Here is a 16385-nt window from a genome sequence, read left to right as displayed (position 1 = left end):
TTTAGCGCCGCGGTTGATAGGTTTTCCATGGCCTAAAGGCCATGCTACGGATTGGAATTGTAGGCGGATGCTTTAGCGCCGCGGTTGCTAGGTTTTCCATGGCCTAAAAGCCATGCTACGGATTTGGAATTGTAGGCGGATGCTTTAGCGCCGCGGTTGTTGTGGTTTTCCATGGCCTAAAAGGCCATACTACAAGATCGCGAAAAGGTTAACGATTTTCCAACCTGTTGTAATCTAACCAGCCTGCTTCGATAGGGTTCTGCTGCTTGAAAATTTGGTTTAGCTTATCACTAAATTGCCAGAAGTCTGCAGCGGTTCGACGCACTGCAAATGAGTCTAAAAATGCGGCATAATCTTGTTCTGTTTCAATTTTTTGCGCCAATGCGACCATGGGAGCAAGCTCAGTTTCTTTGACTCGCCAGAACGCATCTGGGTAACTACCGAGCAATCCATGCACTAAGGTTACGTCATCATTTTTTGGATCTCGATTGGCACTTTCAGAAAATAAGCTATTCACATTAAAATGCGCACTGTTACGTACAAGAGTAAAAATTTCTGGTTGTTTGCCATCGTTTGGTTCAACCATAATCATGCTTAATTCCGGCAATACAGACGCACTTTTTCCTTTAATATTGGCTAACTGAGCCAGCAGCGCCTTGCTTTTGCCTGTTAGCTCACTCTCTTTCAATTGGTAACGAACAGGTTGCACCTTTTTTAAGTGTTCCGCAAAAATATCAAATAGCTCTTGTTTATGATTCTTGGTCTTAAATTCAATGCCACTTGGTTGATCAAAAATATGCACATTACCTTCAAAAAATGACGTCAATTCGGGACCAGATTTTTGATACCAAGAAGCCAACTCTTCACGCCGACTATCTGGTGGTAAAAATGCTAAGAAATTAGTTTCCCCTTCCATACGTAAAAAATCCATGTATAAACGAGTCATCAGTTGATGACCATAGTTACCATACACATCAAAGCCTGCGACCAACAAGTAATGAATACGTTCCAGCAGGGCATAGTCAATAACCCACGCTGTTTTAGGCGGTTCACCTACTAAACCTTTGATCACGGTAGCATTGTCAAAGTGACGAAATACCGTCAATGTGGCATTTTGATTTTCACCATCACCATCCCAAATATCGTCAGGGCTAAAGTGGTAGTCTTTTTCCAGTTCAGTGTTCATGAAGTTTTGCCTGGCCCGCATGTAATCACCTTGACGAGAAGCGTATTCGATCCAAGTTACAGCAAAAGCGGTACTTTGTTTTTCAGCAGGTAAACGCAGGTTGTCTTTTTGTGTTTCATAAAATCGATTGATCTGAGGGGAAGCGGCTACTTCTGGCTTTACAAAATACACCCAAAACCTGTCGTTAATCACATTCAACGCGACTTGTCCGCGACAAACGGGACCTTTGATGTACCCCATAATAGTATTTTGTGCACGCTCTAACATAAAACGATAACGAGCGTTGACCGGTAATTGACTAAACGCGGTTAACGGATTGGCTGCGATTTTCGGCTCGTAGCTAGGCATTTTTGTGACTGTATAATCCGCTTCAATAAACCATTTTTGCCATTTGTCGGTCAGAATTTTGTTGATGGCATAAGGTTGATGGGTTTTATTGACTATTGTTGAGTGCACTGGGAACAAGCGGTAATAAACCCGCTCTACCTTAGGATCATCAAACGGACGACGACTAGCAATAATTTCTATCGGCTGCCCAGAGGGCGTTCGAGAACGTACCATATTGAAAAACTGCGGTTGAACATCGTCATCACTTAGCTCACTGAAATACAGATGAGAGCTAAACAAATGCTCGTAAATGTAACGAGCGGTCAATTGCTCTTTCAAACTCTCAGCGTTTAAAAAATCTTCTAGTTGCTGCACCGCCTGTTGTTCTGCAACCGAAATAGGCGCTGGCGCTGGCATGTAAGCACCTCGTTCAATCCAATTGATTAAGGTGTTATGTTCATCATCGCTCAATTCAGGCAGCGCATAAGGCATCCCTCCAAATGCTTGGCTTTGGGCATAACCTTCGAACTCTTGCACTGTGGGACATTGTTGGCTGCGGTCGATACTGACATCAAAGCGCTCATCTAACAATTTATCGGCTGGTAACGGGTTTTGCTTTTTCAAGGTGAGCATTTTTGCTAACACCGAAGCTTGAGTGTTAGCCACAGCTGACTGTTCGCGCTCATTTAATACTGGATAGAATCCCCGCTCTCGCCATTCACTTGAGCTTTGCGCATCAATAAAAAGTCGATTAGGCGTGGCGGCAATAATACGTGAGCCGTGATAGACCTTCTCTTTATTTGCACCTCGCTCGATGCCTTCAGGGTGTGTCATTTTTAACTGACAAGGGGCGTCATAACAAGCATGACAAACCACACAACGCGCATTTATAACAGGTGCAACTTCGGTCTCATAAAAAACTGTGGCGGCGCTGTCTGGCGAAGATTGTTCAGTTGTTGCATTGATCCGGTTATCGGTATTTTCTTCACCGTAAAGTCGGTTTAAATCAAGGTTTGCGATAGTTGCACATCCTGAACATATCAGAATGATGCCGATGAACATCTTGATCCATCTTTTCTGTTTGTACTGCATATTAGTCCAATTGAGACATTAGAAACGCCAAAGCTTTAGGCAAAAAAGGGCGGAATTAAGTATTGTAAATTAATCACCTTAACCTAGGGCAACTAATTGTGACCGTTAAAGTCTATTGTAACTTGATAAAATCCAGGAGTGCTGGTCTTTTCATAATGCCATTCATGGTGATTAATAATTTTTTCGCTTAATTGTAACCCCAATCCATAACCGTAACCAAAAGCTACTTTGCTATCATTCGAATCAACCATAGGTGAAGTATTATCATTACTGGTATTGGTGTTAATGATTATCACTCGACTGCCTTGTTGTTCAATTTTCACTTCACCGTGTTGAGTATGCTGATAGGCATTTCGAATTAAATTGTTGATAACAATGTGGCAGGCAACGGCGACGGTATTTACCTCGCACTCTTCCGTTTCCACTTTGACCTCTACATCTTTGCCGCTGAGCAAATAGTTTAAGTCACAACAGGCCTGTCTAATTTTTTCATCCAGCTTGACCGTTTCTGGCGCTACGTTTAATTCTTCATTCCGACTCAACCAAAGAAATGTATCCGTCAGATTCGTCATAGTAAGACCAGCCCGCTGTATTCGTTCTAACGTAAGCTTCTGCTTTTCACTGGTGGGAACTTTCTCGTTTATGCGCTGCAATAAGTCAACATTACTTCGAATAACTGCAATAGGTGTTCTCAATTCATGACTGGCATAGCTGAGAAAACGCTGTTCTCGTTCTAAACTTTGATGTGCTGACACCAGACTACTCTGCACCAACGAAGCCAATACATTGAGTTCGTTAAAGGTAAAATCAGGGGGCGGCGAATGAAGATTATATTTATCTAAAGACTTAGCCCAACTTTTTAATGATTCAAGAGGCTTAGTGACTTTTAGCATTATCATTACCAGTAAAAGAGCAAATAATAATATGGCGATAATAGCGACTATAGCCGTCCATATTAAGCGGTTAGTAGGATGCAGATCGGAGTAATTTGGCACAAAGTCTTTTTCTAGCATGACCTTAGATATGAATCTTTCTTCACCATTAGGGCCATGGTACAAAACCACAAAGTACAGATTTTTAGGCATGGATAAAATAGTGGCTTGGTCTTTTATCTTGAGTAACTGTCCTACTTCCGACGGTGGATTGGGGAAATGTTGCCGTATGAGTTTAGGGGTATCTTGCCAACGACTAGCAACATGAATGCCGGCGATAATTTTAGGATGTTGATCTTCAACTTCAGTGGTTTTGGCGATTTCGAACATTATGCCATTTAGACTCCTGTCGAGCCCATCCACAAAGTAGTTAACACTTAAAAACGAAAAACCAATGACCATAGAGGAGCCAAGCAATACGACGCTAAAAAAAAAGTGTAGCTTAAGACTTGGCCTAATTTTCACGATTAATTTCCTTCACTTTCCACTTTAATAGCAAATCCAACACCTGAGACAGTTTCAAGCTTTACATTACTATGCTCAACATCCAACTGCTTTCGTAGATGATGGATATGTACTTTTAGGCTGTTACTGTCTGGTTGTTCGTCGCCCCAAACCTGTTGCATAAGTTGTTGCCGACTCACAGCTTGCGGACTGGTCCGCACCAAGACCTCGAGTATCTTAAATGCGATTGGCGAAAGTTTTAGCGTATTCTGCTTTAAATGTGCAGTGTGTTGGCTTAAATCTAAACTTAAATCACCAACGGCTAACTTTTTAACTTCTCCGCTTCGCCGTTTTGCAAGCACTTGTACCCGTGCCACCAGCTCTTTCATGGCAAAGGGTTTAACCAAATAATCATCACTACCCGCCTCGAAACCCTGTAATTTGTTATCAAGGCTATCTCGGGCGGTTAACATCAAAATAGGAATATCCATGCCTCTTTCCCGTAGGGTGCTGCATAGCGTTAAACCATCCATTTTAGGCATGTTAATATCAAGTATTATCATTTGGTAATGATTACTTTCGATTAAACTTAATCCCATTAAACCATTACTTGCGTGATCGCACTCGATAGACTCGATCTCAAGATAATCAACTATGGTTGTGGCAAGGTCGATATCATCTTCAACTAACAATACGTTCATGATTAATTTAACTATTCCTAATTTGCTTTAATAACCGCCAGTTGTCTTACCCGTGAGTATAGACATTTGTGTTACGCAGTTTTCTCTTCAGCTAGTCCGCCACCCAAAACTCGATACAAAGTGATACGATTTTCCAAGTCGGCTTGTTTGGTCAGAATCAGCGATTGATTGGCTTGATACATTGTTCGCTGTGCTTCTAAAACGCTTTGAAAGTTATCGATACCTCCTTTATAGCGGGCAAGGGATAAAACGTAACTGCGAGTTGCTGCCAACACCAAGGATTTTTGACTATTTAGCTGCTCTTGAATAGTTGCTCTGCGTGCTAACGCATCGGCGACCTCTGAGAACGCGCTTTGAATAGTGTATTCATATGCGGCTAAGTACTTCTGTTGCTGAGCTTCGCTGTACGCTAGGTTGGCATCATTAGAACCACCGTCAAATATTGGCAAGCTGATACTAGGTGCAAGGGTCCAGATTGAACTTGCACCGCCGCTGAATATATCTGCGAGTACCGAACTAGCCAAACCACCGGTTGCAGTTAAAGATAACGTTGGGAAATAGGCTGCTCTAGCAACACCAATATTGGCATTGGCCGATTTCAAAGTATGCTCAGCTGCCAATACATCGGGACGCTGCAACAATACAGATGATGACAAGCCAACAGGTACATCAGTGACTAAACTTTCGCTACTTGGTAATAGTTCTGGCAATAAACTGTCGTCTAGTTGCTCGCCCACAAGCAAACGCAGTGCATTCAGATCTTGCGCCACTTGGGTTGTATAACTAGCAATATCAGAACGGGCGTTATAATAAATGGTTTCAGCGCTGGCCACATCGATTCTAGAATCGATTCCCATTTCTAACCTTTTATTGGTTATATCCATGGTTTTTTGCGCGTTAGTGGCCGTTTCCTGAGCCAATTTGAGCTGGTTTTTATCAGCAGCCAAGGTTAACCAAGCACTGGTAATTTCACCAATCAGAGAAATTTTCGCCGCCTTTGCCGTTTCTTGACTCGACAAATAAGCTTCCATTTGCACCGCACTTAAACTGCGGTTTTTGCCAAACAGATCTATTTCGTAACTACTTAAACCACCTTCAGCTTGGTAGGTCGTACTAATATTTCCTGACGAGGCCTTAGTACGATTACCGCTTAATCCTGCATTTATCTGCGGATACAGTTCGGCATCTTGGATTCGATAAGTTGCACGGGCAGCTTCTACATCGGCTAAAGTTTGGCGCAAGCTTCTATTACTTTTCAGGGCAAGTTCAATAACCTGAGTTAAGCGTGGATCTTTAATAAAGCTTTTCCACGGCACCTGCGCGGCCTGTTGGTCTGATAAACCGGGAGTCTGCGCTTGGGGAGCATTTTCCCATGTCTGTGCAACAGGCAGTTCTGAACGTGTATATTCAGGCGATAAAGTACTACAACCTGCCAATATCAAAGCACCAGCAATAGGTAATAAACGAGCGACACCCTTGTTAGGTAAAGAGAATTTACGCATCAGCTTTCTCCCCTGTATTAACAGCATCATCATAAACCGGACGCCTTTTGGGGAATAAGCCACGGATGATGACAAAGAATAAAGGTACAAAGAAAATCCCCAAAACAGTTGCGGTGAAGGTTCCACCAACGATTCCTGTACCTATGGAAATTCGACTATTAGCTCCTGCACCGGATGAGATAGCCAATGGTATGGTTCCGAAAATGAACGCAAGAGACGTCATAATGATTGGCCTTAAACGCAACTTGGCAGCGTGCACAGCAGAATCAATCAACGACATACCGCGTTGATAAGAAGACTCTGCAAATTCCACAATCAAAATCGCATTTTTTGAAGCCAATCCAATGGTAGTAACCAGAGCTACTTGGAAATAAATGTCATTTTCCAAACCTCTTAAACTGGCTGCCAATGCTGCACCTACAACACCAAGCGGGATAACTAAAATCACCGATAACGGCACCGACCAACTTTCATATAACGCCGCTAGCGCTAAGAAAACCACTAAAATGGAAATAGCGTAGAGGGTGGAGGACTGTCCACTAGATAATTTTTCTTGGTAAGATAATCCACTCCATGAGAAATTTAATTTTCCCTGCCCCACTTCTTGGGTTAAGCGCTCCATTTCAGCCATAGCTTGACCCGAACTGACGCCACTGGCTGCCGCACCTTGAAGCTGATAAGACGCAATTCCATTAAAACGAGACAAACTTTGTGGTGCGCTTGACCAAGAAATAGTACTGAAAGCGGAGAAAGGCGTCATACTCGTTTCACCATCAGCGTTGGTGCCACGAACATGCCATTCACCCAGGTCTTCAGGTTTCGAACGGAACTGCGCATCACTTTCTAAATAGACCTTTTTCACCCGACCATTATCAATAAAGTCATTTACATAAGTTCCAGCCCAAGCTGAGGTTAAGGTGCTAGATACATCTGATAATGACAATCCAAGTGCGGTGGCTTTGCCATTATCAATATCAATTTTCAGTTGAGGAGTATCACTTAACGCCCCTTCTCTGACCCCAACAAGCAAACTGCTTTGTCGTGCTTTTTCGAGCAACTCATTTTTCAATTGGGTAAGCTCATCACGAGTTGTGCCCGCTGCGGCTTGCAATTCAAAGGTGAAACCATTGCTTTGCCCTAGCCCTTGAATCACCGGCTGCGACATAGAATATACGCTGGCATCACGAATACTAGACAGGTTTTTATTCATTCGATTAATTAGCGCATCTGCACTTTGCTCTTCGTTAGGTCGCTCATCCCAAGGCGTCAATGCAACAAATCCCATACCCGCATTTTGGCCACTACCGGCGAAATTAAAACCGGAAATAGAAAAGGAACGAATAACAATGTCAGACTCTTTTTCCTGCAGGTATTGCTCGACTTGCTCTGCCACGGCCCGTGTACGCTTGATGGATGCACCTGGGGGCAAATTAATTTGAAACATAGTGCTGCCCTGATCTTCTTGAGGTAAGAAACCAGTAGGTAGACGAACAATTAGCAAACCTAAAACAACAACTATGCCACCGTACACCAAAACCCAGCGAACTTTACGCGCAATAATGCTTTCGACATGGCCAGTATAAGACTTCGTCATGCGCTCAAAACCGCGATTAAAACGAGCAAAAAAGCCCTTACCTTCACTGCTATGGTTGCTTTGTTTAAGCATACTGGCACATAACGTAGGACTCAGGGTTAACGCGACAATAACCGATAACGTCATAGAAGAGACAATAGCAATAGAGAACTGTTTATAGATTACACCTGTGGAGCCACCAAAAAACGCCATAGGTAAAAATACAGCAGATAACACAACCGCGATTCCCACCAGTGCCGTACTAATTTCCGACATAGACTCTATGGTCGCATCACGTGGCGATAGGTTCTTTTCGCGCATCAAACGTTCGACGTTTTCTACCACAACAATGGCATCATCTACCAACAAACCAATGGACAAGACAATACCGAACATAGTCAGTGTGTTGATTGAAAACCCAAACGCCGCCAGCACGCCAAATGTCCCCAATAAAACTACCGGCACAGCAATAGCAGGGATCAATGTGGCCCGCCAATTTTGCAAAAACAACCACATAACCAGCACAACTAAAATAACCGCTTCAATCAGGGTTTGTACCACTTCACTTATGGATATTTTAATAAACGCTGTGCTGTCACGGGGGAAGGTCACTTCGTAACCGTCAGGTAAGTTGACCGACAGTTCAGCCACTTTATCTTTAACCCGCGTGGCCGTATCAAGGGCGTTTGCTCCAGGTGACAACATTATGGCAATACCTGAGGCTGGATGGCCGTTCAAACGTGGAATAGCGCTATAACTTTCACTGCCAATTTCCACTCGAGCGACATCACTTAAGCGTACATTCGCCCCCGTTGAATTGTATTTAACAATAATATTGCGAAATTCTTCCGGCGTAGACATCATCGATTGGGCAGTCACAGTAGCATTCAATTCTTGATTAGCCAGCGTAGGTACGGCACCTATTTTACCAGCAGGAACCTGAACATTTTGTGCGCTTAATGCACTGCTAATGTCTGACGGCATAAGCTCATAAGCCGCTAATTTATTCGGGTCTAACCAAATACGCATGGCATATTGCGAACCGAATACTCTGACGTCACCAACACCTTCAATTCGTGCTAGAGAGTCTTGTAGGTTGGAAGATATATAGTCTGCTACATCAAAGGCTGTCGCCTGATCGGTTTTATCATACAGTGCAACTACCAATAAAAAATCTGAATTGGATTTAGTAACTGTGACACCTTGTGCTTGCACCGACTCAGGAAATCGAGTACTAACTTGCTCAACTTTATTTTGTACCTGTACTTGCGCGTAATCAGGATCAGTCCCTTCTTCAAAGGTGATTTTAACCGAAGCTGCACCATCAGACGTGCTAGAAGACGAAAAATACAGAAGCCCATCTAACCCTGTTAACTGTTGTTCTAGTATTTGCGTAACACTGTTTTCAACTGTGGCCGCATCCGCCCCTGTATAGCTAGTACTTACACTGATTACAGGCGGTGCCACACTTGGGTACTGCGCTACAGGCAACGATAAAATAGAGGCAATACCCGTAAGCATAATGATGATTGAGATAACCCAAGCAAATACTGGGCGATCAATAAAAAAGCGAGCAAACATCAACTACACTCCCACTTGTACAGAGGAGCTATTTTGGTCTTGTTTAACCACGGTGATCATGGTGCCTTGCTCGGTCATTTCAACCAATACAGGTTTAACTTCACTGCCAGGACGAACTTTACCAGCCCCTTCAACTAAGAGCTTATCGTTCTCTGACAATCCGCTTGAGATCAACCATTTGTTTTCAACGGCATTAACGGTTTCAACAGTGCGTTTTTCGACTAAGTTATTCTCACCAATAACATAGGCATAAGCTTCGCCTGTGGCTGAGTGATAAATACCTTGTTGTGGAACGAGTATTGCGTGTTGATTGACCGCTTCATTTACTTGAGTTCTTACGAACATTCCAGGTAATAACAAACCATTTGGATTCGGAAATTCAGCGCGAAGGGTGACAGTACCGGTTGACGCATCTACTGACACTTCCTGCATTTTCAACTGGCCTTTGTGGTCATACTCAGAGCCGTCTTCCAAGGTAAGTGAAACTTCAGTTGTGCCTTCGGAAATCCCCTTGGAACCCAACATTTGACGCAATTTAAGCAATTCTTTACTGCTTTTTGTCATATCCACATAGATAGGGTCAAGTTTGCGGATAGTCGCTAAGGCGGTAGTTTGCTGCGCAGTAACTAATGCCCCTTGAGTCACATTGGAAATGCCAATATGCCCAGAAATAGGAGCGGTAACCTTAGTAAATTCAAGATTGATAGACGCAGAAGCTAATGCGGCTTCATACTTTTCAATATTGGCTTTCGCTTCTAAATAAGTCGCATGAACATCGTCAGCATCTTGTTGTGAAACACCTTCAAACTTCAACAAGTTCGCATAACGCTCATCCTTCAACTTAGCCGTTTCTAGCGAAGCCTTAGCACTGTTCAAATTTGCTTTTGCTTCATTGTAAGCTGCCTGATACGTAGCCGGATCAATTTGATAGAGCAATTCACCTTTTTCTACGGTATTGCCCTCATTGAATAAACGCTGTTGCACAATGCCACCTACCTGTGGGCGTACTTCTGCAATTGAGGAAGCAACAACACGACCTTGCATTTTAGTATCAATTTTATGCTCACCCGTTGTTACTGCAACATAAGATACGACTGGCACAGAGGCGGTTTTCGGGGGTGCGCTTTCTTGCTGGCAACCACTTAGCAAAGTTACTACCGTAAGCAGTCCCACGATGCTGATTGAAGATTTCATAATTAAGCATTCCTAATTAAATACACAAAATAAGATGAGGCGAAAGCCACTTTATGATTGTGCAATGCACTATCGATAAATTGTATTGGCCTATAATTGAAGCAAAGCTTAACAAGCTGATGGTTAAGGTAGGGTTAACGTATCTATGCTGTTTTAAAATATGTTCATAAATCTTTACGATTATTGTTTATATTGGTTGTCAGTGGGATTAAGTAGGAGTAACTAGTTATTTCTAACAGCGCACATTCTCTATAATTAGTGTTACTGTTTTTAGACTTTAAACCGCCTCACTTCATAATATCTGCACATTTATTCTGTAGACTAATGAGTATACTTAATGAAAAGTTAGCTTAGTAAAATCAGAATTCAGAGGTTAAAGCATGGGATTATCATATCAATGGCCATTAATGATGGTGGCTGTGTCTGCTGCGATTGCATTAACAGGATGCAACGACGCTTCGGTCAAGAATGTTACGCAATCAGCCAGTGCCAAGGGCATAGACCTTTCCATGTTTGCCGAAGGAGCGTTTCTCGAAACGCCGACAATCGTTGACTGTGAAACAGCTGAAGGCACAAAAACCACCTGCTATAAATTAGTTACCTCTGGGGCGCCAGCAGGACGTGAACCTGGTCCTTTTTGCCCGAGAAAAATCACCGATGGGGCAGATAAAGGCGGAACTTGGTTTAGTAAAGAGGGGACTGGCGATTTAGTAGATATCACCGGTGAGTTCATTTTAAAGCTAGGTGAATATTACGGTGACGAAAAGTGGATGGTGTATGAAGCCAACACTGGAAATGTGCGCTACACCGCGACCAAAGCAGCCTGTTTAGGGGCTGCACGGCCTGACGTTGAAGAACAATATATGCAAAACTGCATTGAATGCGAACTAGAATACCTTGATGACGACTTTTCACTGACTTATCTAATTCCTACCCAACCTATTCCTGCTGCTGAAACCGGACGGGTTCATACGGTAGGCATTGCCTTAGACGGCACAGAACTATCTGGTCCGGCGCCAATTGATGCCATTCTAGGAGCCTATACCATCGCAGCTTTTGACGATTGTGGTGGACATATTAACGTCCATCAAGGCTATCACTATCATTCGACCACCGGCTGCACTGATACCCTCGAAGACACCGATGATGGTCATGCTCCGTTAATAGGTTATGCCTCTGATGGTTACGGAATTTATGCAATGAAAGATTCTCAGGGACGGGAAACTGAACAGCTTGATGAATGTCGTGGTGACTATGATGAAACGCGAGGCTACCATTACCATGCTGCCAGTCCGAGTGAAAATATGTTTATCGGTTGCTTACACGGCGAATCTGTTCGCCCCGCTGGCGGCCCTCCAAGAGGGCCTAATGACCCAGGAGGTCCTCCAAATGGCGCACCCCCTCCCCATGAAAAATAACTTACCCGCGGTTCCATTGCGATAGACATGCCAGTATTGGTGGGCATGCTCTAAACAAAAGGAATTCGACGTGTTAATTAACCAAGCCGCTTTGAGACAGGTCTGTTAAATCTTTCATTGCTTGAGTAGCGTCACCAGTACTCACAAAGATATGGTCATGGTAATAACCAGCAACCACGTTTGCACTGATATTGGATTGGGTAAGTTTTTTAGAGATAGCGGCGGTTAAACCAACGGCATCAAGGCTTGAGTGCACATTTAGGGTAATACACTTAAATACCCCTGAATAAGCAATTTTTTGCTTATCGGCGAGGTGTTTTTCAATAATCACCGACATACCTTCTTTTTCTAAAAACGTGCTTATCGGTTTCAACTGTTGCAACATTTGGTAATCATAAGTTTCAAAAGTCGCAAACACATACTCTTGTGGCAACAAAACGGGTTCCATTGAAGCAATAAGTTTGGCTAAATCTTTTTCACCAGACATAAATATCTCACTCTTTTTATAATCGTAAATCTTCTTGAAATTAACTACTCAACTTCAAACCAATAACTCCCAACGCAATGATAATTAAACAAATAAGTTGTTTAATAGAAAGGCTTTGATCGAAGAAGTAATGATTAATAATTGAAATACTAGACGCACCAACAGCCAACCAAACAAGATATGCATGGCTAATGGGAATGTCTTTTGTTGCAATTGAAAACAACAGTAAACTCAGTGCCATAGATAACACAGCAAGTATAACGTAGGGAATATGAGTAAATGATTCAGATTTTTGAATACCGACTAACCAACCAGCTTCCAAAAACCCTGCAATAATGAGAATAAACCAAGACATAATAACGCTCATATTAAGTTGAGGTCGTCCTCAAAAAATAAAATAGAGCGGTGAGGTCGTCCCCACATCCAAGTTTGAAGTTGGATCCTAGCAACAGCCTATTTAGAAATCAATTCCTGACTTTTTAAAAATTAAAATACAAATAATTCAAACACATACAGAACAATCTCTGAGTAAATTTCTATTTCTTCATTTTTTTGATGGTTTTTTAGACTGCTTTACGCTTCTTAGATTAAGGCATCAATAAAACAATAAGTTCACCAAGGAGAATTCAATGAAATTGCCCACTGAGAAACGGAAGACATATCTATATAGCTGCTGCCGATACGCCAGCATCCCTGTAGCTTTAATCACCCTATCAGCTTGTGGTGGGGGCGGTAGCGGCGGAAGTAGCGGCGGAGGATCAGGGCAAAGTACAGGTAGCCCACCGACAGTGTCGGTTGACTCTCGTATGTTAGTCAGCGCAGGTGATGTCGTCACCATTACCGCCACTGCCACCGACCCGGATGCTGACAGCATTAGCTATTCTTGGCAGCAACTTAACGGTGATCCCGTAGCCAATACACAAGGGTTTAGTAGTGCTAGCGCGTCTTTTAATGCACCTGATGATGTAGATACCATTCAATTCAGAGTGACGGCAACTGCGGGTGGCCAAAGTGCCACTGACACTATTTCCGTTATCGTAGTTGAGGATACCGATACCGCGGTATTTGTAGATGCGGATTTCAGCGGAACCTCTACCGGGAGTATAGATGCTCCCTTTGTTGACTTTACAAATGCAATACTGCAATCACCCGATACTGCTGATTTCTATCTTCAGACCCCAATTCAACCAACTGTTTATGCCCTATGGGAAGGTGTTGATTATAGCCAACGAGAGAATTTAACAGGAGGAAACAGTATCTATGGGGGTTATGATGATGACTGGAGTTACGAACCTCAAAGTAACCCTACTCCAATAGTAGTAGAACGCGTTGGATTGGTTTTTTACAATGTTGATCAGGCTTCCAAAGTGGCTGGGATCAATTTGCAAATCACTGAAGATATGGATTCAAACTTAAACATGTTGGGTCTATATGTTTCAGGTGGCGCCAGTGCTTTCACCCTCGAAAACTCCACGATTACCGTTGACGGCTTCACTTCAACCAATTTACAAACGACACCTGGTTACACAGTGGGTGTCTACTTAGATCAAGTAGAAACCACTTATGTGAGGAACAATCAAATTAGTGTTGGAGATGGAAAATCCAGTGCCGACAGGACAACCCAGCCTTCTACTAAAGGCTCCGATGGTAACGATGGCGAAGATGGCCGAGTCGGTTTTAATACAGTAGGAGGTGAAGGAGGTTCTGGTACAACGGGGTGGGATGGCGGTGCTGGCGGTAATGCAGGTAATAATTCGTTTGAAACAGGAGAAGACGGCGTGTCAGGTAAAGGTCGAACGACGTCTCCATTTATATCCGGTGGTAGCGGAGGTACTAAAGGATTTTCGACTTACAATGATGGAAAAGGTTCGCCCGGTTCGGACGGAGATGATGGTGTTAGAGGTTCCTCTGGCGACGGAGCCTTGGGTTGGGGGGCTTTATTTAGCACTGGAGCATATCGCGTCAGTACGGGTGAAGTGGGCGATGTAGGCTACTCAGGTGCCGGCGGCGGTGGCGGCGGTGGTGGCGCTGGCGGTTCATTTGGACAAAATGGTGGAGCTGGCGGCGGTGGCGGTGAAGGCGGTGGTGGCGGTACCGGTGGTTATGCCGGTTACTCAGGCGGTGCATCCATTGCCATTCACATCGTCGGAGGAAGCTTAAATGAAGTTGTCGACAATGTCCTCATTTCTGGCAATGGTGGAAACGGTGGCCAAGGTGGTTTGGGCTCTGATGGTGGTGAAGGCGGCAGCGGTGGCGAAGGCGATCCAGGCAACCTCAGTGGTGGCGAAGGTGGAGACGGTGGTGATGGCGGTGACGGTGGCGACGGCGGTATCGGTGGTTCAGGTGCTGGCGGTCCATCATTTGGTATCTTTATAGGTAGCAATACACCGGCAACCATCAGCAATAACCAAGTTACGACAGGAATGGGTGGCGATGGCGCTGCTGCGAGAATTGGTTCAGAGGATGACACTGCCGCCGGTGAAGGAGGCTGGAGTTACGGCATCTTAGATGCCGTACCAGCAGATAATTTTGCTGTGATACTGAATGATAACAGCTTTGATATTGGCGAGCCTGGCGAGAATGGTGGCACTAAAGAAGGCACAGGCGCATTCGGAAACACCAATATCGAATAGATCACTATTTGCACTGTGAGCATTCATAACAGCTAGCAGCATTTTTGCTGCTAGCTCCACTCACCTTTTAGCTAACTAACGATCAAAACAAGGAATTTATACATGTTTCGTCATTTTAAAATAAAAGCGTTCTTTGTCATGAGTATTTTATGGTTTACGCCAACGCAAGCTCAAGTCAATCAAATACCCGAGATAGGCGCGTTTCTACCCTCTATCACTGATGTTAAACCCAAAGAGGTATCTGCAATCGATGGATTATGGACAATTTCTAGCCTCGATAAAGTGGTACGCATAGACCGTGGTCGTATTTATGCCATTGAAGGTTGGACCCACTTATTTGTGTTGAAAATACAACCAGGCATGGTAGTCATCCATCCATTTCAACAACAATCTCCAGGGGTATTTGTTGGCGACGATTTGCCTTTGCAAGGCCCGTTAAAAGCAGTTTTAACCGGAGACAGAGTGTTAGATGTTGACGTTGATGGTGCGCTTGGTCAGGTCAATTACCAGATGATCCCTCGACAATTAGACGACAACGAAGCGTTTAACAAACTCATTAAGCAAATTCGTCAATCCGGTAGCTAAAGACAACACTGTGGATTGAGAATGGTGCTTAGTAAACAGCGAAAAAGCAATGTAGCTGAATTCCGTGGATTTCTTTGCTCGGTTTGTTTTTTGTGCAAAAATGAAATAAACAAAACGCCTAGCAGATTTGCAGTGCACTTCACAGAGAACGAAGTTATGTCGTCTTTTGCAAACAAAATCGAATCGTTATCCCCAGAAGTACAATCACTGATGCTGGCAGAATTACATCGTATTGCATCACGCTTTATGTGTGCTGAACAACAAGGCCACACGCTGCAGGCTACTGCATTAGTGAATGAAGCGTACATAAGGCTTGCTGAAAAAACGATGAATATTGCTGACAAACAACACTTCATCGCCATTGCCGCCCAACAAATGCGCAGAATTTTGGTTGACCATGCCCGTGAAAAATATGCGGCTAAACGAGGTGGTAAGCAAATTAAAGTGACCTTAGTCGATCAACAAGGGGATATAGCCCAGCTCTCAAGTCAAGATCAAGTAGAGCTGATGTACATTGATGAATTACTTAATCAACTTGCCTGCTTTGATCAACGTGCCTCGCAGATTTTTGAACTCAAACTCTTTTCCATGTTAACCCATCCTGAAATAGCAGACCTCTTGGGACTTTCCGTAGCAACAGTAGAACGCGACATACAGGCCGCGAAAGCCTGGTTCAAAGTCCAAATTCACGCCAATAATTCATCTTCATCCAGCCCAGAGCGAAACTGAT

12 protein-coding genes are annotated in these 16385 nt (G+C 43.6%); 4 read left to right on the top strand and 8 right to left on the bottom strand.

Translation table 11 applies throughout. The annotated features are described in order from the left end of the window. Positions 1–208: 208 nt before the first annotated feature. From ABWV72_RS06405 to ABWV72_RS06380, 6 genes are all read right to left on the bottom strand, one after another. Positions 209–2605, bottom strand: coding sequence for a fatty acid cis/trans isomerase (locus ABWV72_RS06405; protein ID WP_342805670.1), 2397 nt, complete (start codon positions 2603–2605; stop codon positions 209–211). A gap of 92 nt (positions 2606–2697) precedes the next feature. Beyond that, the gene (locus ABWV72_RS06400; RefSeq protein ID WP_353369398.1) at positions 2698–4002 is read right to left on the bottom strand and encodes a sensor histidine kinase; all 1305 of its coding nucleotides are present in this window, start codon (positions 4000–4002) and stop codon (positions 2698–2700) included. A 2-nt stretch (positions 4003–4004) separates the two neighbouring features. Beyond that, positions 4005–4685 (bottom strand): response regulator transcription factor, encoded by a 681-nt coding sequence (locus ABWV72_RS06395; RefSeq protein ID WP_353369451.1) that lies wholly within the window; start codon positions 4683–4685, stop codon positions 4005–4007. Positions 4686–4753: 68 nt separating this feature from the next. Next, a complete protein-coding gene (locus ABWV72_RS06390) occupies positions 4754–6184 on the bottom strand; it encodes an efflux transporter outer membrane subunit (protein ID WP_353369396.1) in 1431 nt (476 codons plus the stop codon). Then, positions 6177–9338, bottom strand: coding sequence for an efflux RND transporter permease subunit (locus ABWV72_RS06385; RefSeq protein ID WP_303500346.1), 3162 nt, complete (start codon positions 9336–9338; stop codon positions 6177–6179). Before ABWV72_RS06385 ends, ABWV72_RS06390 begins: the two co-directional genes overlap by 8 nt. Positions 9339–9341: 3 nt before the next feature. Beyond that, positions 9342–10532 (bottom strand): efflux RND transporter periplasmic adaptor subunit, encoded by a 1191-nt coding sequence (locus ABWV72_RS06380; protein WP_216047891.1) that lies wholly within the window; start codon positions 10530–10532, stop codon positions 9342–9344. 380 nt (positions 10533–10912) lie between these two features. Here ABWV72_RS06380 and ABWV72_RS06375 point away from each other — a divergent pair, with 380 nt between their 5' ends. Next, the gene (locus ABWV72_RS06375) at positions 10913–11950 is read left to right on the top strand and encodes a YHYH protein (RefSeq protein WP_353369393.1); all 1038 of its coding nucleotides are present in this window, start codon (positions 10913–10915) and stop codon (positions 11948–11950) included. 73 nt (positions 11951–12023) lie between these two features. Here the strand turns inward: ABWV72_RS06375 and ABWV72_RS06370 are convergent, their stop codons facing one another. Together ABWV72_RS06370 and ABWV72_RS06365 are read right to left on the bottom strand one after the other, a co-directional pair. Beyond that, a complete protein-coding gene (locus tag ABWV72_RS06370; protein WP_353369391.1) occupies positions 12024–12437 on the bottom strand; it encodes an ACT domain-containing protein in 414 nt (137 codons plus the stop codon). Between the two features lie 40 nt (positions 12438–12477). After that, a complete protein-coding gene (locus tag ABWV72_RS06365) occupies positions 12478–12792 on the bottom strand; it encodes a DMT family transporter (protein WP_216047888.1) in 315 nt (104 codons plus the stop codon). A 274-nt stretch (positions 12793–13066) separates the two neighbouring features. Between ABWV72_RS06365 and ABWV72_RS06360 the strand changes: the two genes are divergently transcribed. The 3 genes from ABWV72_RS06360 to ABWV72_RS06350 all read left to right on the top strand — a co-directional run bounded on the left by ABWV72_RS06360 (position 13067) and on the right by ABWV72_RS06350 (position 16384). Next, positions 13067–15070 (top strand): PKD domain-containing protein, encoded by a 2004-nt coding sequence (locus ABWV72_RS06360; protein WP_353369389.1) that lies wholly within the window; start codon positions 13067–13069, stop codon positions 15068–15070. A gap of 102 nt (positions 15071–15172) precedes the next feature. Beyond that, positions 15173–15655, top strand: a complete 483-nt coding sequence (locus tag ABWV72_RS06355) for a hypothetical protein (RefSeq protein ID WP_342805679.1) — start codon at positions 15173–15175, stop codon at positions 15653–15655. A gap of 156 nt (positions 15656–15811) precedes the next feature. After that, positions 15812–16384 (top strand): ECF-type sigma factor, encoded by a 573-nt coding sequence (locus tag ABWV72_RS06350; protein ID WP_342805681.1) that lies wholly within the window; start codon positions 15812–15814, stop codon positions 16382–16384. Position 16385 lies beyond the last annotated feature (1 nt).

Source organism: Aliiglaciecola sp. NS0011-25 (assembly GCF_040370605.1).
Taxonomy (GTDB): domain Bacteria; phylum Pseudomonadota; class Gammaproteobacteria; order Enterobacterales; family Alteromonadaceae; genus Aliiglaciecola; species Aliiglaciecola lipolytica_A.
This window is presented reverse-complemented; position numbering and strand designations above follow the sequence as displayed.